This window comes from Comamonas sp. 17RB, from assembly GCF_030056555.1.
Taxonomy (GTDB): Bacteria; Pseudomonadota; Gammaproteobacteria; order Burkholderiales; family Burkholderiaceae_C; genus Comamonas; species Comamonas terrigena.
This window is the reverse complement of sequence record NZ_JASHHY010000003.1, coordinates 12,591-33,265: the sequence shown is the minus strand read 5'-3', so window position 1 is coordinate 33,265 and position 20,675 is coordinate 12,591. Positions and strand designations below refer to the sequence as shown.

At 67.8% G+C, this 20,675-nt stretch carries 23 protein-coding genes; 13 read left to right on the top strand and 10 right to left on the bottom strand.

Annotated elements, in window-relative coordinates; translation table 11 throughout:
• Nucleotide 1: 1 nt before the first annotated feature.
• The 9 genes from ccmA to ccmI are packed head-to-tail and all read left to right on the top strand — an operon-like array spanning nt 2 to nt 6,547.
• Nucleotides 2-703 (top strand): cytochrome c biogenesis heme-transporting ATPase CcmA, encoded by a 702-nt coding sequence (gene ccmA / locus QM470_RS06365; RefSeq protein ID WP_283338605.1) that lies wholly within the window; start codon nt 2-4, stop codon nt 701-703.
• Between the two features lie 53 nt (nt 704-756).
• The gene (gene ccmB, locus QM470_RS06360; protein ID WP_502846816.1) at nt 757-1,353 is read left to right on the top strand and encodes a heme exporter protein CcmB; all 597 of its coding nucleotides are present in this window, start codon (nt 757-759) and stop codon (nt 1,351-1,353) included.
• 1 nt (nt 1,354) lies between these two features.
• Nucleotides 1,355-2,122, top strand: a complete 768-nt coding sequence (ccmC, locus tag QM470_RS06355; RefSeq protein ID WP_283338603.1) for a heme ABC transporter permease CcmC — start codon at nt 1,355-1,357, stop codon at nt 2,120-2,122.
• Nucleotides 2,122-2,253 carry a heme exporter protein CcmD gene (ccmD, locus tag QM470_RS06350; RefSeq protein ID WP_283338602.1) on the top strand — a complete coding sequence of 44 codons (132 nt, stop codon included), beginning with the start codon at nt 2,122-2,124 and terminating at the stop codon, nt 2,251-2,253. The genes ccmC and ccmD overlap by 1 nt, the downstream gene beginning before the upstream one ends.
• Complete coding sequence (gene ccmE / locus QM470_RS06345; RefSeq protein ID WP_283338601.1) at nt 2,250-2,690, top strand: cytochrome c maturation protein CcmE; 441 nt, start codon at nt 2,250-2,252, stop codon at nt 2,688-2,690. Before ccmD ends, ccmE begins: the two co-directional genes overlap by 4 nt.
• Complete coding sequence (locus QM470_RS06340) at nt 2,687-4,693, top strand: heme lyase CcmF/NrfE family subunit (protein WP_283338600.1); 2,007 nt, start codon at nt 2,687-2,689, stop codon at nt 4,691-4,693. Before ccmE ends, QM470_RS06340 begins: the two co-directional genes overlap by 4 nt.
• A complete protein-coding gene (locus QM470_RS06335) occupies nt 4,693-5,211 on the top strand; it encodes a DsbE family thiol:disulfide interchange protein (protein WP_283338599.1) in 519 nt (172 codons plus the stop codon). Before QM470_RS06340 ends, QM470_RS06335 begins: the two co-directional genes overlap by 1 nt.
• Nucleotides 5,208-5,660 carry a cytochrome c-type biogenesis protein gene (locus tag QM470_RS06330; RefSeq protein WP_283338598.1) on the top strand — a complete coding sequence of 151 codons (453 nt, stop codon included), beginning with the start codon at nt 5,208-5,210 and terminating at the stop codon, nt 5,658-5,660. The genes QM470_RS06335 and QM470_RS06330 overlap by 4 nt, the downstream gene beginning before the upstream one ends.
• The gene (gene ccmI, locus QM470_RS06325; protein WP_283338597.1) at nt 5,657-6,547 is read left to right on the top strand and encodes a c-type cytochrome biogenesis protein CcmI; all 891 of its coding nucleotides are present in this window, start codon (nt 5,657-5,659) and stop codon (nt 6,545-6,547) included. Before QM470_RS06330 ends, ccmI begins: the two co-directional genes overlap by 4 nt.
• 250 nt (nt 6,548-6,797) lie before the next feature.
• Here ccmI and QM470_RS06320 read toward each other — a convergent pair whose 3' ends face one another.
• From QM470_RS06320 to QM470_RS06310, 3 genes are read right to left on the bottom strand one after another with little or no spacing between them, the layout of a single operon-like run.
• The gene (locus QM470_RS06320; protein ID WP_283338596.1) at nt 6,798-7,907 is read right to left on the bottom strand and encodes an isopenicillin N synthase family dioxygenase; all 1,110 of its coding nucleotides are present in this window, start codon (nt 7,905-7,907) and stop codon (nt 6,798-6,800) included.
• Entirely contained in the window at nt 7,904-9,295 is a 1,392-nt protein-coding gene (locus QM470_RS06315; RefSeq protein ID WP_283338595.1) for an O-acetylhomoserine aminocarboxypropyltransferase/cysteine synthase family protein, read from the bottom strand. The genes QM470_RS06320 and QM470_RS06315 overlap by 4 nt, the downstream gene beginning before the upstream one ends.
• Nucleotides 9,292-9,870, bottom strand: coding sequence for an OsmC family protein (locus tag QM470_RS06310; protein ID WP_283338594.1), 579 nt, complete (start codon nt 9,868-9,870; stop codon nt 9,292-9,294). The genes QM470_RS06315 and QM470_RS06310 overlap by 4 nt, the downstream gene beginning before the upstream one ends.
• A gap of 211 nt (nt 9,871-10,081) precedes the next feature.
• On the opposite strand from QM470_RS06310, the gene QM470_RS06305 reads away from it, so the two are divergent.
• The 4 genes from QM470_RS06305 to QM470_RS06290 are packed head-to-tail and all read left to right on the top strand — an operon-like array spanning nt 10,082 to nt 14,191.
• A complete protein-coding gene (locus QM470_RS06305) occupies nt 10,082-11,107 on the top strand; it encodes an ABC transporter substrate-binding protein (RefSeq protein ID WP_283338593.1) in 1,026 nt (341 codons plus the stop codon).
• Nucleotides 11,104-12,201: an ABC transporter permease gene (locus QM470_RS06300; RefSeq protein ID WP_283338592.1), complete on the top strand. Its 1,098-nt coding sequence runs from the start codon at nt 11,104-11,106 to the stop codon at nt 12,199-12,201. The genes QM470_RS06305 and QM470_RS06300 overlap by 4 nt, the downstream gene beginning before the upstream one ends.
• Nucleotides 12,195-13,010 carry an ABC transporter ATP-binding protein gene (locus tag QM470_RS06295; RefSeq protein ID WP_283338591.1) on the top strand — a complete coding sequence of 272 codons (816 nt, stop codon included), beginning with the start codon at nt 12,195-12,197 and terminating at the stop codon, nt 13,008-13,010. Before QM470_RS06300 ends, QM470_RS06295 begins: the two co-directional genes overlap by 7 nt.
• The gene (locus QM470_RS06290; protein ID WP_283338590.1) at nt 13,010-14,191 is read left to right on the top strand and encodes a c-type cytochrome; all 1,182 of its coding nucleotides are present in this window, start codon (nt 13,010-13,012) and stop codon (nt 14,189-14,191) included. Before QM470_RS06295 ends, QM470_RS06290 begins: the two co-directional genes overlap by 1 nt.
• Nucleotides 14,192-14,285: 94 nt before the next feature.
• Here QM470_RS06290 and QM470_RS06285 read toward each other — a convergent pair whose 3' ends face one another.
• From QM470_RS06285 to QM470_RS06255, 7 genes are all read right to left on the bottom strand, one after another.
• The gene (locus tag QM470_RS06285) at nt 14,286-15,221 is read right to left on the bottom strand and encodes a CysB family HTH-type transcriptional regulator (protein ID WP_283338589.1); all 936 of its coding nucleotides are present in this window, start codon (nt 15,219-15,221) and stop codon (nt 14,286-14,288) included.
• Between the two features lie 30 nt (nt 15,222-15,251).
• Entirely contained in the window at nt 15,252-15,611 is a 360-nt protein-coding gene (locus QM470_RS06280; RefSeq protein ID WP_066534908.1) for a VOC family protein, read from the bottom strand.
• 500 nt (nt 15,612-16,111) lie between these two features.
• A complete protein-coding gene (locus tag QM470_RS06275; protein WP_066534906.1) occupies nt 16,112-16,765 on the bottom strand; it encodes a methionine ABC transporter permease in 654 nt (217 codons plus the stop codon).
• Nucleotides 16,749-17,822 carry a methionine ABC transporter ATP-binding protein gene (locus QM470_RS06270; RefSeq protein WP_283338588.1) on the bottom strand — a complete coding sequence of 358 codons (1,074 nt, stop codon included), beginning with the start codon at nt 17,820-17,822 and terminating at the stop codon, nt 16,749-16,751. Before QM470_RS06270 ends, QM470_RS06275 begins: the two co-directional genes overlap by 17 nt.
• Nucleotides 17,823-17,830: 8 nt before the next feature.
• Nucleotides 17,831-18,658, bottom strand: a complete 828-nt coding sequence (locus QM470_RS06265; protein WP_280014014.1) for a MetQ/NlpA family ABC transporter substrate-binding protein — start codon at nt 18,656-18,658, stop codon at nt 17,831-17,833.
• 11 nt (nt 18,659-18,669) lie between these two features.
• Nucleotides 18,670-19,497: a MetQ/NlpA family ABC transporter substrate-binding protein gene (locus QM470_RS06260; RefSeq protein ID WP_283338587.1), complete on the bottom strand. Its 828-nt coding sequence runs from the start codon at nt 19,495-19,497 to the stop codon at nt 18,670-18,672.
• A gap of 75 nt (nt 19,498-19,572) precedes the next feature.
• Nucleotides 19,573-20,394, bottom strand: a complete 822-nt coding sequence (locus QM470_RS06255) for a VOC family protein (protein WP_283338586.1) — start codon at nt 20,392-20,394, stop codon at nt 19,573-19,575.
• Nucleotides 20,395-20,675: the final 281 nt, after the last annotated feature.

Below are 20,675 nucleotides of genomic sequence, written 5' to 3'. Positions count from 1 at the left end.
CATGGCAGGAGACGGTGCCGCAGCCCCGGACCGACCGGTATCGCTGGCGGTATCGGGTCTGGGGTGTGTGCGCGGCGGCAAGGTGCTGTTCCGGGACCTCGGCTTTGTGCTGGAATGCGGGCAGGCCCTGGTGGTGAATGGCGCCAATGGTGCGGGCAAGAGCAGCCTGCTGCGCAGCCTGGCAGGTCTGCTGCCCTGGCGGGCCGGGCAGTTGCAGTGGTGTGGGCACGCCTTGAAACCCACCGATGCGGCGTATGCGCAGCGTCTGGCCTATCTGGGCCACCACAGCGGCATGAGCGACACCTTGACCGGGCTGGAAAATCTGCGTTTTGCGCTGACCCTGGCGGAAGTCCCTTGGGATGCCGGTCAGGTGCAGCAGGTGCTGCTGCAGCTGGCCCTGCAGGATGTGGTGTCGCGCCCCCTGGGCCGGCTGTCCCAGGGGCAGCGGCGCAGGCTGGCACTGGCCCGCGTGTGGCTCAGCCAGCGGCCGTTGTGGCTGCTGGACGAACCGGACAATTCCCTGGATGGCGAAGGCTGCCAGCGTCTGGTGCAGATGCTGGAGCAGCACCTAGAGTCCGGAGGGCTGGCGGTGGTGGTCAGCCACCGCGGCCTGGCGCTGCCCCCGCAGCGCACCCAGACCCTTTCACTGTCTGCGGCGGCAGAGCGTGCCCCGGCACCGGCGCGGGAGGCTGCGCCATGCTAGCCGCGGTTTTGGGGCGTGAGCTGCGCCTGGCAGCCAGGCGCCCGGCCGATGCGCTGGGCGGGCTGCTGTTCTTTGTGCTGGTGGGCAGCCTGTTTCCGCTGGCGCTGGGGCCGGACGCCAACTTGCTGCAGCAGATTGCGCCTGGTGTGATGTGGGTGGCCGCCTTGCTGGCCGTGCTGCTGGGTCAGCACCGTCTGTTTGAAGGCGACTGGGCCGATGGCTCGCTGGAGCAGTGGCTGCTGGCGCCCCAGCCGTTGTCGTTGCTGGTACTGGCCAAGGTCGCGGCGCACTGGCTGTTGGGCGTCGCCCCCTTGCTGCTGGTGGCGCCGTTGCTGGGCTGGCAGTACGGGCTGGACGGCGCGGTGATCGCTGTGCTGCTGGCGTCCCTGGCGCTGGGCACGCCCAGCCTGTACCTGCTGGCGGCCCTGGGCGCTGCACTGACCTTGGGGTTGCGCGGGCAGTTGCTGCTGGTGCTGGTGGTGCTGCCGCTGTCCATCCCCGTTCTGATTTTTGGCAGCCATGCGGTGGCCCAGGCCCAGCAGGGGCTGAGTGCGGCGCCTGCGCTGAACCTGCTGGGCGCATTTCTGTGCCTGGCCCTGCTGGCAGGGCCGTGGGCCATTGGCGCGGCACTGCGCCTTGCCTTGGAGTGACATGAAAACCCTGAACCCCGTTTCCTCCCAGACGGTGGCATCTTCGGCCCGCACCGCGCCCCGGCGCTGGCGCCAGCTGGCATCACCCCCCGTCTTCTACCACTGGGCTGGCCGGATCTGGCCCTGGATGGCGGTGCTGGCGGTGGTGCTGGCGGTGGCCGGTCTGTGGCTGGGGTTTGCGGTGGCCCCCACCGACCACCAGCAGGGCGAGGTGTACCGCATCATCTTCCTGCATGTGCCTGCGGCCTGGATGTCGATGTTCATCTACCTGGTGGCCGCCCTGCATGCGGCCCTGGGTCTGGTCTATGGCACCCGCCTGTCGCCGCTGCTGGCACGGGCCCTGGCGCCGACGGGCGCGGTTTTCACGGTCATCGCGCTGTGGACCGGTGCCGCCTGGGGCAAGCCCACCTGGGGCGCCTGGTGGGTGTGGGATGCCCGGCTCACGTCGGAGCTGATCCTGCTGTTCCTGTACCTGGGCTATCTGGGCGTGGTGTCCGCCATCGAGGACCCGCGCCGTGCCGACAGCGCCGGCGCCGTCGTGCTGCTGGCGGGCGTGGTCAACGTTCCCATCATCTATTTCTCGGTGCAGTGGTGGAGCACGCTGCACCAGGGCGCCACCATCCGCATGGATGCCGCGCCCAGCATGACGCACACCATGCTGGCCGGCATGCTGCTGATGGCGCTGGCCTGCTGGGCCTACACCCTGGCCATGGCGCTGGTGCGCACCCGATGCCTGATTGTGGAACGCGCAGGCGAGGAGCAGCTGTGATGCAGAACCATGCTTTTTTCATTGCCCTGGCCTACGGCGTGAGCGCCGTGCTGCTGGTGGCCGAAGTCTGGTCGCTGTGGCGGCGATGCCGTGGGCAGGCTGCGCACAACGATGGGGAGTTGCCGGAATGAAGCCTCGTCAGAGAAGGTTGCTGTGGGTGCTGGCGGGTCTGGTACTGGTGGCGACGGCAGTGACCCTGGTGTTGCGGGCACTGAATGCCAATGTGATGTTCTTCTACAGCCCCACGCAAGTGCTGGCCGGGGAAGCGCCGCCGTCTGCCGCTTTCCGCCTGGGCGGGCTGGTGGAGTCCGGCTCGCTGCAGCGCAGCCCGGATGGGCTGCAGGTGCGGTTCATGGTGACGGATGGCGCGCAGCGCGTGCCGGTGCAGTACCGGGGCCTGCTGCCGGACCTGTTCCGCGAGGGCAAGGGGGTGGTGGTGTCCGGCAGGCTGCAGGCGGGCGGCGGGTTTCAGGCCCGCGAAGTGCTGGCCAAGCACGATGAGAACTACATGCCTCCCGAAGCCGCGCACGCATTGAAACAGGCCCAGCCTGCCAAGGAGCAGCCATGATTCCGGAGCTGGGACTGTTCGCACTGGTGCTGGCGCTGATCGTGGCCGTGGTCCAGGCCGTGGTGCCATTGGCCGGCGCGCACTGGGGCGTGGTGGGCTGGGTGCGCCTGGCGCGGCCTGCTGCCATGCTGCTGGCCGTGCTGAGCCTGCTGTCGGCCGGCTGCCTGGTCTGGTCTTTCTGGCGGGATGACTTTTCCGTGCTGTATGTGGCGGGCAATTCGCACAGCGCGCTGCCTGCCGTCTACAAGCTGGCCGCCATGTGGGGGGGGCACGAAGGCTCCATGCTGCTGTGGCAGGTGCTGCTGGCCTGCTGGACCTGGGTGGTGGCCTGGCGCAGCCGCCATCTGCCCCCGGCGTTCGTGGCCCGGGTGTTGGCGGTGCTGGCCTGGATCAGCGTGGGCCTGCTGCTGTTTCTGCTGTTTCTCTCCAACCCCTTTACCCGGCTGGTGCCTGGCGCACCCGAAGGCAAGGACCTGAATCCGCTGCTGCAGGACCCCGGCATGGTGCTGCATCCACCACTGCTGTACATGGGCTATGTGGGCTTTGCCGTGCCCTTCGCCTTTGCGCTGGCAGCGCTGATTTCGGGGGAGCTGGGCGCTGCCTGGGCGCGCTGGTCCCGGTCGTGGACGCTGGCCGCCTGGGGCTTTCTGACCGTGGGCATTCTGCTGGGCAGTGCCTGGGCGTACTACGTGCTGGGCTGGGGCGGCTGGTGGTTCTGGGACCCGGTGGAGAACGCGTCCTTCATGCCCTGGCTGGTGGGCACGGCGTTGCTGCATTCGCTGATCGTGACCGACCAGCGCGGCGCCTTCCGCAGCTGGTCGGCCTTGTTGGCGATTTCGGCGTTCTCGCTGAGCCTGCTGGGCACGTTCCTGGTGCGCTCGGGGGTGCTGACCTCGGTGCATGCCTTTGCCGTCGATCCCGGGCGCGGGCTGTACATCCTGTGCTTCATCGTGGCGGTGGTGGGGACTTCGCTGTGGCTGTTTGCCTGGCGGGCCCAGGCGCTGGGGCAGGGCGAAGGCCGGTTTGCCATGCTCTCTCGCGAGTCGCTGCTGCTGGTGAACAACGTGCTGTTCAGCGCGGCCGCGCTGGCGGTGCTGATCGGCACGCTGTACCCGCTGGCCCTGGATGTGCTCAGCGGCGAGAAGATTTCGGTGGGCCCGCCGTACTTTGAAGCCGTGTTCGTGCCGCTGGTGCTGCCGGCCCTGCTGTTGATGGCCGTGGGCACGGTGGCGCGCTGGAAGCACAGCACCGCGCGGGAGCTGTGGGTCCGTTTGCGCATGCCGGTGCTGTGGACCGGAGTCTGCACCACGGTGCTGGTGCTGGCCGAAGGCTGGCTGGGCGCGCAGGTTTCCGCTGCCACGCTGCTGGGCATGGCGTTGGGGCTGTGGTGCATTCTGGGCACCGCGGGCCATGCCGTGCAGCGCCTGCGCCAGGGGGTGGACAGCGGCCAGGGGTGGCAGCGTGTGCTGCGCCAGCCCTGGGGCTGGTGGGGCATGCTGGCGGCACACACCGGGGTGGGTGTTTTCATTCTGGCGGTGAGCCTGGCCAACGGCCTGGAGCGCAAGCTGGAAACCGCTCTGGCGCAGGGCGAATCGGTGGAGCTGGCGGGTTACCACTTCCGCTTTGACAGCCTGGCACCGGTGGAAGGACCGAACTACGACGCACAGCGTGCGCAGTTCAGCGTGCACACCGAAGGCCAGGCGCCGTGGCGGATGTTCCCCGAAAAGCGCGTTTTCCGTGCCCAGAGCATGCCACTGAGCCAGGCGGCCATCGACAGCGGCTGGACGCGTGACGTGTTCCTGGCCCTGGGGGAGCCGCTGGACCCCGAGGGCCGTGCCTGGACGGTGCGCCTGCAGATCAAGCCGTTCATGGACTGGATCTGGGTGGGCACGGTGCTGATGGCGCTGGGCGCCGGCCTGAGCCTGTTGGACCGGCGTTTCCGACTGGCGCCGCACCGCCAGGTGCGGGCCGCTGTGCAGCCCCTGCAGGAAAGGAGCGCCTGATGCGGTTCATCTTGCCTTTGGCGGCCTTTCTGGCCTTGGCGGTGATGCTGGGCCTGGGGCTGCAGCGCAATCCGCGCGACATCCCATCCGCGCTGGTGGAGCAGGTGGCGCCGGCCATTGAACGCCCCCTGCTGGACAAGCCGGAGCAGTTGCTGAGCGTGCAGGCGCTGCAGGGGCAGGCCTGGGTGCTGAATGTGTGGGCTTCCTGGTGTGCGCCATGCCGGCAGGAGCTGCCGGTGCTGCAGGCCATGTCACAGGCTGACCAGGTGCCGGTGTATGGCCTGAACTACAAGGACCAGCCGGCCAAGGCCCAGGCGCTGCTGCGCGTGGCGGGCAATCCCTACCGGGCATCGGCCGTGGATGCGGATGGCCGCGTGGGCATGGACTGGGGCATACAGGGTGTGCCCGAGACGTTTGTGATCGATGGACAGGGGCGGGTGCGCTACCGCCATGCCGGGCCGGTGACGGCCGAGGTCTGGCGCGACCGCATCCGTCCGGTGCTGGAGGCCGTGCGATGAAGATCCGCACCGTATGGGGCGCGGGCCTGCTGCTGGCGGCCCTGGGGGTACATGCCAACCCGGACGAACCCTTGCAGGCCAGGGAGATGGCGCTGGCGGCGCAGCTGCGCTGCGTGGTCTGCCAGAACCAGACCGTGGCCGAGTCGCACGCCCCCATGGCGGCGGACATGCGGCGTGAAATCCGTGTGCAGATGGAGCAGGGACGCAGCGATGCCGAGGTGGTGGCCTTCTTCGAGCAGCGCTACGGCGCCTTCGTGCGCTACAACCCGCCCTGGAAGCCGTCCACCTGGCTGCTGTGGGGCGGTCCCTTTGCGGTGGTGGTGGCGGGGTTGCTGCTGCTGCGCCGCACCCTGCGGCGGCGCCAGACGCCTGCGTCCACGCTGTCGGCGGCGCAGCGCCAGCAGGTGCAGGCGTGGCTGCAGCAGTCCGATGGGAAGGAACAGCCATGAACGATGTGCAACTGCTGTGGGTGGGCGTGCTGGCCCTGATCCTGCTGAGCCTGGGGGTGTTGCTGCCGGCGCTGCTGGTGGAGGTGGCGCCGGAATCGCTGCCGCGCAGCGACGATGCGTTGCGGCGCCTGTACCAGACGCAGCTGGCCGAGCTGGAGCGTGAACGGGCGGGAGAGCGCCTGAGCGCGACCGACCATGCCCAGGCCGTGGAGGAGTTGCAGGCGCGGCTGCTGGCCGAGCTGGAGCGGCGCACTCCGGCGGGCCTGCGCCGGCACAGTGTGTGGCTGCAGCGTGGCAGCGGCCTGCTGCTGGCGGTGCTGCTGCCTGTGGGGGCGTTGCTGCTCTATACCCAGGTGGGCGATCCGCAGGCCGTGGTGCGGCTGGGCCAGGTGCAGGAAAGCGACCACATGGCCCAGGAGGGGCAGGTGCAGGCCATGGTGGCCAGCCTGGCCCACAAGCTGCAGGAGGAGCCGCAGAATCTGCCCGGCTGGCTGATGCTGGCGCGGTCCTATGAAACGCTGGAGCGCTACGGCGATGCCGCCCAGGCCTACCAGCAGGCATTGCAGGAAGCTCGCCGCAGCGGCCTGGACACCGACACCCAGGCGCGGCTGCTGGCGGACCAGGCCGATGCACTGGCATCGGCGGCCGGAGGCAGTCTGGAAGGCGAAGCGGGCGCTGCCATTGCCCAGGCCCTGCGGCTGCAACCCACCCAGGCCAAGGCCCTGGCTTTGGCCGGCAGTGCCGCGGTGCGGCGCGGGGACATCGCCCTGGCCCGCCAGCATTGGCAGGCCTTGCTGGCGCAGATGGAGCCCGGGTCGGACATGGCCTTGCGGGTGCAGGACGATCTGTTGAAGCTGGAAACCTTACAGGCCGGACCCGACAAGTGAGCAACCCTGCGGGCTGATGGCGGGTAGCGGTGTGAGCACGGACCACGGCGGCTGCGACTGCGACTGGTGCACCGCCCATCCGCACGGCGGAGACCCGCCATGAAGAAGGCCCTGGGTGCAAGCACAGCCAGGGCCTTCTTCACTGCGTTCGCCGGTGTTCCCGTGCCTCACCGTGCGGGGGGAGCAGCCCCCGTGGGGCTTGCAAAGCGCTCCGCAGTGCCTGGCAGCGCTCCTCCATCCTGAACCAGCTTCAGTAGGCGCTGGGCTTGGCGGTCTTGTCCAGCAGGGCAAATTGCGCCGGGTAGAACTTCTCGGCCACATCCAGGTGGGAGCGCACCCGGCCCTTGAGCGCATTGGTGCCGATGTGGCTGAACAAGGGGTTCAGCGGGTCGCTTTCGGGGCCACGGGCCTGCTGCGCCAGATGGGATGGCAGGTCCAGCAGCGGCACTTCCTGGGCGTGCAGGCTGGGCGAGAAGAAATATGCGATCGAGTAGCGGCTGACGCCCGAGCGGGGGGACTGCACGCGGTGCACATTGGCGCGCAGATAGCCGTTGGTGGCCAGCTCCAGCATTTCACCGATGTTCACCACAAAGGCGTTCTTGCGGGGAGGTACATCCAGCCAGCCTTGTGGGGTCTGCACCTGCAGCCCGCCCACCTGGTCCTGCAGCAGCAGCGTGAGCAGGCCTCCGTCCTTGTGGGCACCCACGCCCTGGTCGGACTGGCCCTGGGCCTGGCCGGGGTAGTGGATGATCTTCAGGCGGTTGTTGTGCGGCGGCGCCACCAGCGCGTTCAGGGCCGTGGCAGGCTGCTCCAGCGCCACCAGAAAGGCCTGCAGCAGGCGCTTGGCCACATCGCGTGTGGTATCCAGCCAGGCCAGGATGTCGCTTTGCAGCTGCGGCAGCTCGGCGGGCCACTGGTTGGGGCCTTGCAGTCCCCACCATGCGGGCGTGTCGGCGGCTTGCGCCACGGGCTCCAGCTCTTCGCCAAAGTCGATCTGCTCGCGCAAATCGGGCTGCAGGCGGGTGATTTCGCCGCCCACGCCGGTGTAGCCCCGGAAATGGCGGGAGTGGTGGATGGCAATGCGCTGCTTCACCTCGGCGGGCAGGGCGAAGAACTGGCGGGCCACGGCCTCCAGCCGCTCGATCTGTTCGGGCGCAATGCCATGCCCTTCCAGATAGAAGAAGCCAATGTCGCGTGCAATGCGCGCCAGCCGGGCATGGGCGGGGGTGTGCCGGGTGGAGTCGCCCAGCTCTGCCAGGTTGATGACCGGCAGGGTGTCCAGCGGGGACTCCTGCGCGGAAAGGGCCTGGGGGGCGTTGGGGGGTGTGGCGGGGCGAAGGGCTTGTGCGACGGTGCTCATGAAGGCTCCTGGAGAAGGTCTAGGTGGGGTGTGGTGGCGGGCAGGGCCGTGGCGGTCTGCGCGTGGCGCAAGGCCTGGCGCAGGTCGGCCAGCAGGTCGTCCGGGTGTTCGATGCCGATGGACAGGCGCACCAGCCCCGGGGCAATGCCCACCCGTGCCAGCTCGGCATCGCTCAGCAGATGGTGGGTGGTTTCCGCCGGGATGGCGGCCAGGGATTTGCTGTCGCCGATGTTGACCAGGCGCAGAAACAGCTGCAGTGCGTCATAGAAGCGCTGGGCGGCGGGCCGGCCGCCGTGCAGCTCCAGGGACAGCAGCCCGGGCAGGAGGCCGCCACGCAGGTACTGCGTGGCATGGCCGTGGTCGGGATGGCCGGGGTGGGCCACATGGTGGATGCGTGCCACCTGGGGCTGGGCCTGCAGAAAGTCCAGCACGGCTCGGGTGTTGCTGCTGATGCGTTCCATGCGCAGCGCCAGCGTTTCCAGTCCCTGCAGCAGCAAGAAAGCCGAGTGCGCCGCCAGCGTGGCGCCGGCATTGCGCAGCATGACGGTGCGCGCACGGGCGACCAGGGGGGCATCGGGATAGCGTTCGGTGAACACCACCTGGTGAAATGCGGGGTCGGGGCGGGTCAGCTGGGGGTAGCGGGCAGACCGGGCCTGCCAGTCGAAGCGGCCGCCATCCACGATCAGCCCACCGATGGCCGTGCCGTGACCGCCGATGTACTTGGTGGCCGAGTGCACCACCACATCGGCACCATGCTCCAGCGGGCGGATCAGCAGGGGCGTGGCGCTGGTGTTGTCCACCACCACGGCCACGCCCTGGGCATGGGCCAGCGCGGCAATGGCGGCGATGTCGGCGACATCGCCGGAAGGGTTGCCCACGGATTCCAGGAACACGGCTTTGGTCTGCGGGGTGAAGGCCGCGCGCAGGGCGTCGTGGTCGCCCCGGCCCACCACGGTGCTGGCAATGCCGCGGCCTTGCAGCACGTGCACCACCAGGTTGTGGGAGCCGCCATACAGGGCCGAAGCCAGGATCACATGGTCACCGGCCTGGGCCAGCGTGGCCAGCGTGATGTCGATGGCCGCCATACCGGAGGCCACGGCCAGCGCGGCCGTGCCGCCTTCGAGCTGGGTGATGCGCTGCTCCAGCACGGTCTGCGTGGGGTTGCCGGTGCGGGCATAGATGTGGCCTTCCTGCACCAGGTCGAACAGTTCGGCACCGTGCTGTGCATCCTCGAACAGAAAGGACGTGGTCTGGTAGATGGGCACTGCGGCGCTGCGCTGGTGCTGCAGCCCGTCGTAGCCGGCATGGAGCACGACGGTGTCGGGCTGCCATGCGGGTGTGGACTGTGGCGTAGGCGGTAGCCGGCCCTGGGCAGGTGCGGCACTCATGCGGGCTGTGCGTGCTTGGCGGGTGCCGATGCTGCCGCGGTGGCCTGGGGCGCTGGCTTGGCACGCACCAGCGTGCCCACGACCTGTTGCGGGTTGCGCAGCAGGTTCAGGATGGGGCAGTTCTTCTCGACCGCCGCGAACAGCTCGTTGAGCTGGGCGTCCGAGGCGCTGGAGGCGACCTGGACTTCGTACTGGATGTTGTGCGGCCAGATGGGGGTGGCTTCGTGGCCGGGGTGGCCGCCGCGCGGGTCGATGGTGCCGCGCACATCCACTTCGATGCTGTCCAGCGGCACCTGCAGCAGCGCGGCCTGGATTTCAAAGATATGGGTCACGCAGGTGCCCAGCACGCCCAGTTGCAGCTCGGGCGAGGAGGGGCCCAGGTTGAAGCCGGCAAAGTCATAGGGGCTGTCGCTGATGACCTGGTGTTCGCGGATGCGCAGGCGGCGGATGCCGCTGCGACCTTCGGCGGTGACATGGGCGTGCAAGGACGTGGCCTGGGCACTGCCGTCGGCAATGCGTTGCTGGCGTGCCAGGACGGCGCGGCGTTTGTGGGACAGATAGTCGTTCAGGCTCATGGTGTGCTCCGTTGGAATGCCGCCATGGTCGGCCAAGCCTGCACCGCAAGGCTACGAAGCTTTTTGTGTTTGCATATGCGCTTTTTGCTGCGCGGCCGCCGCCTGTCCGGGCGGTGTTTTGCGCATATGGATACACGCTTTCGTTCGTTGTCGCAGGGCGGGCCGCCGTCCTATCGTGCTGCCACTTTTCACAGTTTCCTGGAGGGAGCACATGGACGAATTTCTGCCCACGGCGCACGGCACGCCCTGGAACCGCCGCCATTTCCTGGGAGCGGCTGCGGCCGCTGGTGCAGCCGGTGCTGCGGGCCTGCTGCCGCTGGCGGTGCATTCGCAGCCGCGCAAGATCACCCTGGCCTGGAGCCAGGCCAGCTTCTGCCAGGTGCCGGTGCCGATTGCACTGGAGCGCGGCCTGTTCGAGAAGAACGGTCTGCAGGTGGAGGTGCTGAACTGGGGCGGCTCTGCCGACCAGTTGCTGGAGGCGCTGGCCACCGGCAAGGCCGAAGTGGGGGTGGGCCTGATCCACCGCTGGGTCAAGCCGCTGGAAGCCGGGCTGGACGTGAAGATCGTGGGCAGCGTGCACGGCGGCTGCCTGCGTCTGGTGGGGGTCAATGCAGCGGGTGTAACGCGCGATGTGAAGTCGCTCAAGGGCAAGGTGATCGGCGTGTCCGACCTGAACAGCCCGGCCAAGCAGTTCTATGGCATTCACCTGGCCAAGCTGGGGCTGGACATCGACAAGGATGTGGAGTGGCGCGTCTACCCCGCCGATCTGCTGGATGTGGCGGTGAAGAAGGGCGAGGTCCATGCCATTGCCGATGGCGACCCCAATCTCTACCTGATCGAAAAGCGCAACCCCGGCGTGTTCACCGAACTGGGCAACAGCGCCACCGGGGAATATGCCGAGAAGATTTGCTGCGTGCTGGGCGCCGGCGCCAAGTTCGTGCGCGACGACCGCAAGAGCGCCGCTGCCGTGGTGCGTGCACTGGCGCAGGCATCGGACTATGTGGCCGAGAATCCCAACGAGTCCGCCAAGATATTCGCCAAGTACACGCCCAAGTTCGAGGTGCCCGATCTGCAGCGCCTGATTGCGGAGCTGACGTACAAGCACCATCCGCACAACAGCCGCCTGCAGGACGAGGTACGTGAATTTGCGGCCGATTTCCGCTCGGCCGGCATCCTGAAGAAGAGCACCGACCCGGCACGCTTTGCGCGCCACATCACGCAGGATGTGCTGTCATGAGCGGCGCCACCGTGCTTCTGGAACTGGCACCGCAGGCCGGCGCGCCGATTCTGCAGCCCGCCACGCCAACGTCCACGCCCACAGCCGCTGCCTCGACCACTGCCGTGGCTGCGGACCCGGCACTGTCTTCGGCGGCGCAGGGCGTCTGGCGCCAGGGCTTGGTGGCGGCCCTGGCCTGGTTGCTGCTGGGTGCGCTGACCTGGTGGTGGCCCAACAAGGAAATCGGTTTCAGCGACTGGGCGTACACCACGGAGTTTGCCGTGCTCACGGCCACGCTGGCCGTGCTGCTGGCCGCGCTGGCCCTGGCGGGCGAACGCGCAGGCCGGGTGCTGCGCTGGCTGCGACCGGCGGGGGCCTGGTTGATTGCCGCCCCCGTGCTGCTGGCGGTGTGGGAGGTGCTGACGGCCAAGCTGGGCGTGCTGCCACCGCCTTTCTTTGCGCCGCCGCAAAGCCTGCTGGAGGTCTACCTGGACGATTCCGCCCGGCTGGGGCTGTCGGTGGCACATTCGCTGCGGCTGCTGGTGCACGGCATCGTGATCGGCAGCCTGGTGGGTTTTGTCACCGGCGTGTGGGTGGGTTGGTCGCGCGTGGCGGGCTACTGGGTCCATCCCTTGCTGCGCTTTCTGGGGCCGGTTCCGGCGTCGGCCCTGCTGCCGCTGGCGTTCTTCTTTGCGCCCAGCAGCTACAGCGCCGCCGTGTTCCTGGTGGCGCTGGCCACCTTCTTCCCGGTGGCGGTACTGACCTGGTCCGGGGTGGCCAATGTCAGCAAGAGCTATTACGACGTGGCACGCACCCTGGGTGCATCGGAATGGTTTCTGGTGCTGCGCGTGGCGATTCCGGCCGCGCTGCCCCAGGTGTTTGTGGGCCTGTTCATGGGGCTGGGCGCATCGTTCTCGGTGCTGATCACGGCCGAGATGATGGGCGTGAAGGCCGGTCTGGGCTGGTACCTGCAGTGGGCCCAGGGCTGGGCTGCCTACGCCAATATGTACGGCGCGCTGCTGGTGATGGCGGTGTTGTGCTCGGGCTTGATCACTCTGCTGTTCACCGTGCGTGACCGGCTGCTGGGCTGGCAGAAAGGAACTGTGAAATGGTGAGCGCTGCAATTGCAAACAGTGTGCCGGCGCAGGAAAGCCCGGCGTCCCAGACCGGGGCACGCATCGATATCGCCCAGGTGTCGCATCAGTTCGCCCAGCCGGGCGGCGCCCAGCTGCCGGTGCTGAGCGATGTCAGCCTGCAGGTGCAGCCGGGCGAGTTCGTGGCCCTGCTGGGGCCCAGCGGCTGCGGCAAGTCCACGCTGCTGCGCCTGGTGGCCGGACTGGAGCCGCCGCGCAGCGGCCATATCACGCAGGATGGCCAGCCCATCACGCGGCCCGATCCTTCGCGCATCGTGGTCTTCCAGGACCCGACCTTGTTTCCCTGGCGCACGGTGCGCGACAACGTGGCCCTGGGGCTGCAGGCGCGCAAAGTCCCCAAGGCACAGCATGCCCGGGTGGACGAGGTGCTGGCATTGGTGGGGCTGTCCGAGTTTGCGGACAGCTACCCGCACCAGCTCTCGGGCGGCATGGCCCAGCGTGCCGCGCTGGCACGGGCCCTGGTGAACGAGCCGCAATTGCTGATCCTGGATGAACCGCTGGGCAAGCTGGATTCGCTGACCCGGCTGACCATGCAGGCCGAGCTGCTGAAGCTGTGGCAGCGTGCGGGCTTTTCGGTGCTGCTGGTGACGCACGACGTGGAAGAGGCCTTGTTCCTGGCCAACCGGGTGGTGGTGTTCTCCGACCGTCCAGCCCGCACCGTGGCCGAACTGGCCGTGGATCTGCCCTATCCGCGCCACCGCACGCAGGCACGCTTTGTGGAGCTGCGCCAGCAGGCGCTGCGCCATCTGGGACTGGGTGATGCAACCTGATGCCTGAGCGGATTGCGGACGCGCCCTGGCTGTTCTGGCTGCTGGAAGCGGTGCACCGGTGCCAGCTGGGCCTGCTGCAGCTGTGGCAGGCGCTGGGTCTGAGCGGCGAGGTGGACGGGCAGCCCGCCTGGCCCTGGGCACAGCGCCTGGCGGGCGAGCGCCTGCTGCAGGACCTGGGCCAGGCACGCCAGCTGGTGTGGAGTCTGGCGGCCGTGGCCGCCGTGCTGGTGCTGCTGGGCGCTGCGGTACTGTGGCGGCGCGGCCGGCCCTGGCTGCTGGCCGGGGCCTTGCTGGCCCTGGTGCTGGCGCCCTGGCCGCAGCGCCAGGTGGTGCTGGCATCGGCCGTGCCCACCAGCTTTCACCGCAACCCTTTGCCTTTTTCCGATGCGGCGATTGTGCAAGGCGCGGCGCTCTACCAGCGCATGTGCCTGCACTGCCATGGCGCCGCAGGCAATGGGCAGGGGCCGGATGCGGCGGACCAGCCGGTCTGGCCGCCCAGTTTTGCCGGCCCGCTGCTGTGGCGCCGTGCGGAAGGGGATCTGCTGCAGGCGGTGCGCCATGGCATGCAGGATGCGCAGGGGCGCACGACCATGCCCGGCTTTGCTACGCAGCTGTCGGTTCCCGAGAGCTGGGCGCTGCTGCATTTTCTGCGTGCCCAGGCGGCAGGGCAGTTGCTGCGCGCCACGGGCAACTGGGCCCAGCCGATTGCCTTGCCAGATATGCCGCTGCGCTGCCACCGCCCGGACAAGCTGCAGGTGCATGACTGGCAGGGCCAGCGCCTGCGGGTGGTGAGCAGCGCCCGCGTGCAGGAGGTGGCACCGGACCCGCGCATGGTGACGCTGTGGCTGCCCCAGCCGGGGCAGAACGCTGCGCAGCTGCCCGAGCAGGTGGATTGCGCCATCACTTCCGGGGCGACCGCGCTGCAGGCGCTGGGCTGGATCAATGCAGGCGAATCCGTGCGCGAGGTGCAGTTGCTGGCGGACAAGGCCGGCTGGCTGCGGGCACGCAACGGACGGGGCATGGAGAGCTGGAGCGATGACGATCTGCTGTGCCGCACCACGGATGCACCGGCCGCCACCGGGGGGCAGACCGAAGAGGACGGCCTGACCCGCATTCTGCGGCGCATGGATGCCGAGCCGCTGGGCTATGTCCAGGGTGGGCGGGTGCACGGCGGCCGCTGAACGCGGTCGCATTGGTTGCGGATAAAAAAAGCAGTCCTGCATGGCGGCAGGACTGCTTTTTTTGAGGCAGAGGGAGTGCGCAAGGGCTCTGTCTTCAGCCGTCGTTGTCTTCGTTCAGCTTCTGGCGCACCACGTCCGGCGTCAGGGTGGGCACAAAGCTTTCAATGAAGTGGTAGGCATAGTCGCGCAGCCAGATGCCCCGACGCACGGCAATGCGGGTGAGGTTGATCTCGAACAGGTGGCGGGCATCGATGGCGCGCAGCAGGCGGTCCCGTTCGGGGTCGAAAGCGATGGAGGCCACGATGCCGATGCCCATACCCAGCTCCACATAGGTCTTGATCACGTCGGCATCCATGGCGGTCAGCACCACCTCCGGTGCCAGGCCTTCGCGCGCAAAGGCTTCGTCGATGTGGGCACGTCCGGTGAAGCCATGCTCGTAGGTGATGATGGGGTGGCGGGCCAGATCTTCCAGTGAAATCGGCGTGCTCTGCTGCAGCAGAGGGTGCTCGGGCGGCACGATCACGCTGTGGGACCAGCGGTAACCGGGCAGGGTGACGAGCTGGTCGTAATCGGCCAGGGCTTCGGTGGCCACGCCGATGTCGGCTTCCCCGGTCAGCAGCATGTCGGCAATCTGCTGGGGCGAGCCCTGGCGCAGGTGCAGGGTGACGCCGGGGTAGATCTGGCGGAAGTCCCGCACCACGGCGGGCAGGGCGTAGCGGGCCTGGGAGTGGGTGGCGGCCACATAGAAAACGCCGGTGTCCTTTTCCTTGAAGTCCTTGCCCGCGTTCTTGAGGTTGCCGGCCTCCAGCAGCAGCCGGTCGATGATGGGAAGCAGGGTCTTGCCGGGGGTGGTCAGCCCGGTCAGCCGCTTGCCGGCGCGGGTGAAGATCTCGACCCCCAGCTCCTCTTCCAGTTCGCGGATCTGCCGGCTGATGGCCGGCTGGGAAGTGAACAGCACGGACGCCACTTCCGTCAGGTTGTAGTTGTTGCGGGCGGCTTCACGGATGGAGCGCAGTTGCTGGAAATTCATGGTGAGGGCTCCACGGTCTGTAATGGTTTTTCAGTGGGCGGGTTCCAGAAACTCCAGCTGGTTGCCGGCCGGGTCCTTGATGTAGATCTGCTGCGCCGGCTGGTCGGGGTGGCTTTCGATGAAGGCCAGGTCAAAGGCATGCAGGCGCTGCTTCAGATCGCCAATGCCTTGTACGTTGAACGCCACATGCTGCGAGGGCTTGCGGCCCGTGGCCCCGGTTTCCGGTGTAAAGCACAGACGCTGCTCGCCCATCTCGAACTGCAGCAGCTGCTTGGTTTCGGGGGAATGCAGTTCGTGGGCGCCCAGCACCGTGGCATAGAAAAAGCGGATGGCTTCCTTCGAATGGGCCGGAAACTGAAAATGGATATGGTTGACCGAGGTGATGATCATGTGCGTGCGCAGCCCTTGCGGCCCGGGACGATCTGCCGGGTTGCAACAAGCCTGGTGTATTCAAAGGGATGGGGAAGCGGCGCCAGCGTGTGCTGGGCCTACCGACGGCAGAAACCCGTGGGGTCTGACGGGGCGGTCAAGGAGCCCGTCAGGGACAGGGAAATACCGTGCGCTGGAGTAGGTCAGTGGCGCTCATCAATGCCTCGCCCGGGAAGAAAGTGGGTATGGCATTCACTATAAAAAAAGACTCTTATAAATACAATAAATGTTTTATTACTTTTTAATTACCTAAAGATATTTAGATTGCTGAATATGCCTGCAGGGCTGTTTGTGCTGGGTGCTCTGTCGTTGGTGATTGGTCATGCAGCGCTTGGGGTTGGGGGCCGTGTGCAGGACCAGGCCGGCGTGCGGGCGTCCATGTGAAAACCGCCAGCGACCCGTGCCACAGGTGGCTGGGGTCGCTGGCGGTGGGGTGCCGTGCCTCAGGGGCGGCTGCGGTGTCAGTGCCGGTGGTTGACCTTGCGCGACAAGGTTTCGCCGGCGAACTGCACGATGGACACCAGGGCCACCAGGATCACGATGACTTCGAACATCACCCGGGTTTCATAGCGTTCGTAGCCGTAGCGGATGGCCAGGTCGCCCAGGCCGCCCGCGCCCACGGCGCCGGCCATGGCCGAGGCGTTGACCATGGCGATCACGCTCACCGTCATCCCGCCGATGATGCCGGGCAGGGCTTCGGGCAGCAGCACATGGCGCACGATGTGCCAGCGCTTGCAGCCCATGGCGCGCGCGGCTTCCACCAGACCTGGATCCACATCGTTGAGGCTGACCTGGGCGATGCGGGCATAGAAGGGGATCAGGTTGACCGACAGCGGCACCACGGCCGCCCAGGTGCCCAGGGTGGTGCCGACGATGCTGCGGGTGACCGGCAGCAAGGCCACCAGCAGGATGATGAAGGGAATGGCACGGAAGATGTTCACTGTCACCGACAGCCCTTTGTAGAAGCGCGGCCGTGTGTACAGACCGCGCGGGCCGGTGATGGTGAGCACGATGGCCAGCAACAGCCCCAGGCCGATGGCGATCAGCGAGGAGGTGGCCACCATCAACAGGGTTTCGGCAAAAGCCTGCAGGTATTTGTCAATCGGCGCGGACATAGCCCAGCAGCTCCAGGTGGTCGGCGCCGGTGGATTGGCGCAATGCATCAAGGGAAGGCAGGCCGGTGGCTGGTGTGGACACCAGCAACTGACCCAGAGAATGGCCGCGCAACCGGTCCAGCCCGCCATGCAGCAAGGTGGCCTGGCTGCCCAGTGCGGCCAGGGCCTGCAGCGGCAGGCCCTGGGGGCGCTGCGCGCCGGCAAAGCGCAGGCTGAGCACGGCGCGGTCGGCGCTGCTGGACGGCTGGGGCAGCAGCTGGCGGGCCAGGTCGGGCGGCAGGCCTTGCTGCAGCGGTTGCAGAAGCGCCTGGGTGGCGGTGGCCTGCGGCGCACCGAAGACGCGCCAGACCTCGCCAATTTCCTGCACCTGGCCCTGGTCCAGCACCAGCACGCGGTCGCAGATGGCGCGGATCACGGCCATGTCGTGGGTGATCAGCACCACCGTCAGGCGCAGCTGGCGGTTGATGTCGCGCAGCAGGGACAGGATGGACTGTGTGGTTTCCGGGTCCAGCGCGCTGGTGGCTTCGTCGCACAGCAGCACTTCAGGCCCGTGCACCAGGGCGCGGGCAATGCCGACGCGCTGCTTTTGGCCGCCGGACAGCTGGGCCGGGTAGGCCTGGCCCTTGTCCGACAGGCCGACCAGGGCCAGCAGCTCGTCCACCCGGGCCTTGATGATGGCCGGGCGTTCACCGGCCACACGCAGCGGCAGGGCCACGTTTTCGCGCACGGTCTTGGCGGACAGCAGGTTGAAGTGCTGAAAGATCATGCCCACGCGCCGGCGCAGCGCGACCAGGGCGTTTTCGTCCAGCTGCGCTGGGTCCACGCCGTGGATCTGCACCCGGCCTTCGGACGGGGTCTCGAGCGCATTGATGGTGCGCAGCAGCGTGGACTTGCCGGCGCCGCTGCGGCCGATGATGCCGAAGACCTCGCCATGGTGGATGTCAAAGTTCACGCCCGACAGCGCCTGGACCTGGCTGCTGCGGCCGGCGTAGGACTTGCCCACGCCGTCGAACACGATGTGCGGTGCCAGTTGCACCGGAGGAGGGAGGGTGGTCATGCAGTCGCTCAGAACGCCGGAATCAGCGTGCCTTCGTACTTGGTTTCGATGAAGCGGCGGATGGCTTCGGTCTGGAAGGACGCCACCAGGGCCTTGACCCAGGGCGCGTCCTGGTCCTTGCTGCGCACGGCAATGATGTTGACGTAGGGGTTGTGCTCGCGCTTTTCCACGGCGATGCCGTCGCGGGTGGCGATCAGGCCCACCTGGTAGGCAAAGGTGTTGATGACGGCGGCGGCATCCAGATCGGGTACCGAGCGGGCCAGGACGTTGGAGGCGGCTTCCACCAGCTGCAGCTGGCGCGGGTTGGCGGTGATGTCGGCCAGCCCTGCTGTGCCGGAGAAGGGGTCGAACCCGTCGCGCAGCTTGATCAGCCCCTGGTCGCGCAGGATAACCAGGGCGCGGGTCTGGTTGCTGGGGTCGTTGGGGATGCCCACGCGTGCCTTGGCCGGCAGATCCTGCAGGCGCTTGTGCTTGTTGGAGTAGAAGGCGATCGGGGCGATGAGGGTGTTGCCTGCGGAGACGATCTGGTAGCCGCGCTGGCGCACCTGGTCCTGCAGAAAGGGCAGGTGCTGGAAGGCATTGGCTTCCAGGTCGCCGTTGTTCAGTGCCTCGTTGGGGCTGACGGCACCGCCCAGCACGACCAGCTGCACATCCAGGCCCTTGGCCTTGGCGGCCTTGGCCACTTCGGCCCACAGCTCTTCACCGATGCCGCCACGGATGCCCACGCGCACGCGCTGGGCCGCCTGGGCGGAAGGAAGCTGCAGCCAGGTGGTGGCGCCAGCGCCCAACAGGGCGGCCAGAGCGCCGCGGCGCGAAGTTCGGGAAAAATGGATCATGGAAAGCTCTCTCAGAACGCGGGGATCACCGAGCCCTGGTATTTCTGCAGGATGAACTGGCGCACCGGTTCGGATTGGTAAGCGGCCACGAGCTGCTTGGCCCAGGGGGTGTCCTGGTCCTTGGCGCGCACGGCGATGAGGTTGGTATAGGGGTTGCGCTCACGCTTTTCCACGGCAATGCCGTCACGGGTGGCCACCAGCCCCGCCTGGTAGGCAAAGCTGTTGACGATGGCGGCGGCGGCCAGGTCGTCCAGCGAACGGGCCAGTACCACCGAGGCCACTTCCACCAGCTCCACCTTCTGGCGCAGCGCCGTCACATCGGCCAGGGAGGCGGTGCCGGTGAAAGGGTCGAAGCCGGGCTTGAGATCCAGCACGCCCTGGTCGCGCAGCACCACCAGGGCGCGGGTCTGGTTGCTGGGGTCGTTGGGAATACCCACGCGCGCCCCGGCGGGCAGGTCGGCCAGGCGCTTGTACTTGCGGGAATAGAAGGCGATGGGCGAGATGTAGGTGTCACCCGCCGACACCAGCTGGTAGCCGCGCTGCTGGTTCTGGTCGCGCAGGAAAGGCTGGTGCTGGAAGGAGTTGGCTTCCAGGTCGCCGTTGTGCACGCCTTCGTTGGGGCTGACCGAGCCGCTGAGCACCACGGGCTTGACGTTCAGGCCGCGCTCTTTGGCGACCTTGGTCACCACTTCCCAGATCTCCTCGTCCACACCGCCGCGCACGCCCACGCGGATCAGGGCCGGGGTGGTGGCCGCGGCAGTCGCCAGGGCAGAGAAGGTGCCAGCGGCCGCAGGCAGCAGGAAGGCGGCAGAGGTGCGCAGAAAGTCGCGTTTGTTCATGGTGAATCCGGTCGGTGGGAGGAAATGAAAGGCAGTATCCCGAGCCGCCGGGGCCCGGGCAACGAAGCTTTGCGGCTATGCAAATGCGCTTTGCGCATGAGCGCGGGGCGCCGTGCCGGCCAGCGCATCGGGCAGGGCAATCAGCTCCAGCCGGGTGCCATGGGTGTGGCCATGCACCACGGGGCCCAGCGGGTGGGCCTGGGTGGTGTGCAGGCCGATGGCAAACGGGCCTTCACCCTGCAGGGCCAGCCGCTGTGCAGCCTCGGCATTGGCGCTGGCGGTTTCCAGCTTCAGCACGGTGCGGCCCAGTTGCAGACTGGCGGCACCTTCGACCGGGGCCGGAACATCCTCCAGGCCCAGCAGGGCGCGGTAGCGCTCCAGCGTGGCGGCGACATCGTGCACGGCCACACGCAGCTCGGCCACGCCCTGCACGCCATTGGCGTGCTCGCGCACCGAGCCTTCGGGCACGCGCAGGGCGCGGGGAGTGACATCGCCGCACAGGAAGGGCAGATCGGGTGTGGTCGGACGGGCGTTCTGCCAGCGCAGTTCCACCCCGTCGGGGCGCAGCCGCCCGCCATCCACCGGGGGCTGGTAGGCCAGGCCGCGCGACAGCGCCTGGGCCACCACCTGGGGCGTGGTGCCGGGCAGCAGCGCAAAGTCCACGATGCCGGGGCCGAAGCGGCTGAGCTTGGGCCACCAGGGATGGGCGTCTTCCGGGGCCTTCCAGGCGATCAGCTCGAAGTAGGAGCCGTCCTGGAACACCACCAGCGCGTTATGGGTGGCGCGGCCGGGGTGGTCGCCACCCGGGGTGACGGTGAATCCCAGGTTGCGGTAGTCGTGGATGGCGGTGGGCAGATCGTGCACGGCAATCACGATGTGGTCCAGGGGCAGTGACATGGGAGGCCTTCTCTGAGGTGGGAAAGCGCCATGCTCGCGCGCCCGGCGGCGGGCGGCAAATACGGAATGCGGCTTTGGTTATGCGCTTTGTGCCGGGTGCTGCATATCTGCTGGCCGCATATCCAAGTGCGAAAACAGAGGTTCAAAAAGGCGAGCGGTATTCCTAGCATGCAGGCCATCTGGAAGGTTTCCCTCGGAGTCTTCCGGCTCTTGCATAACAGCGCCTCAATGGCATGAAGGATGGATGGTCTCGTGCAACTGCAACACAAAAACAAACGTCA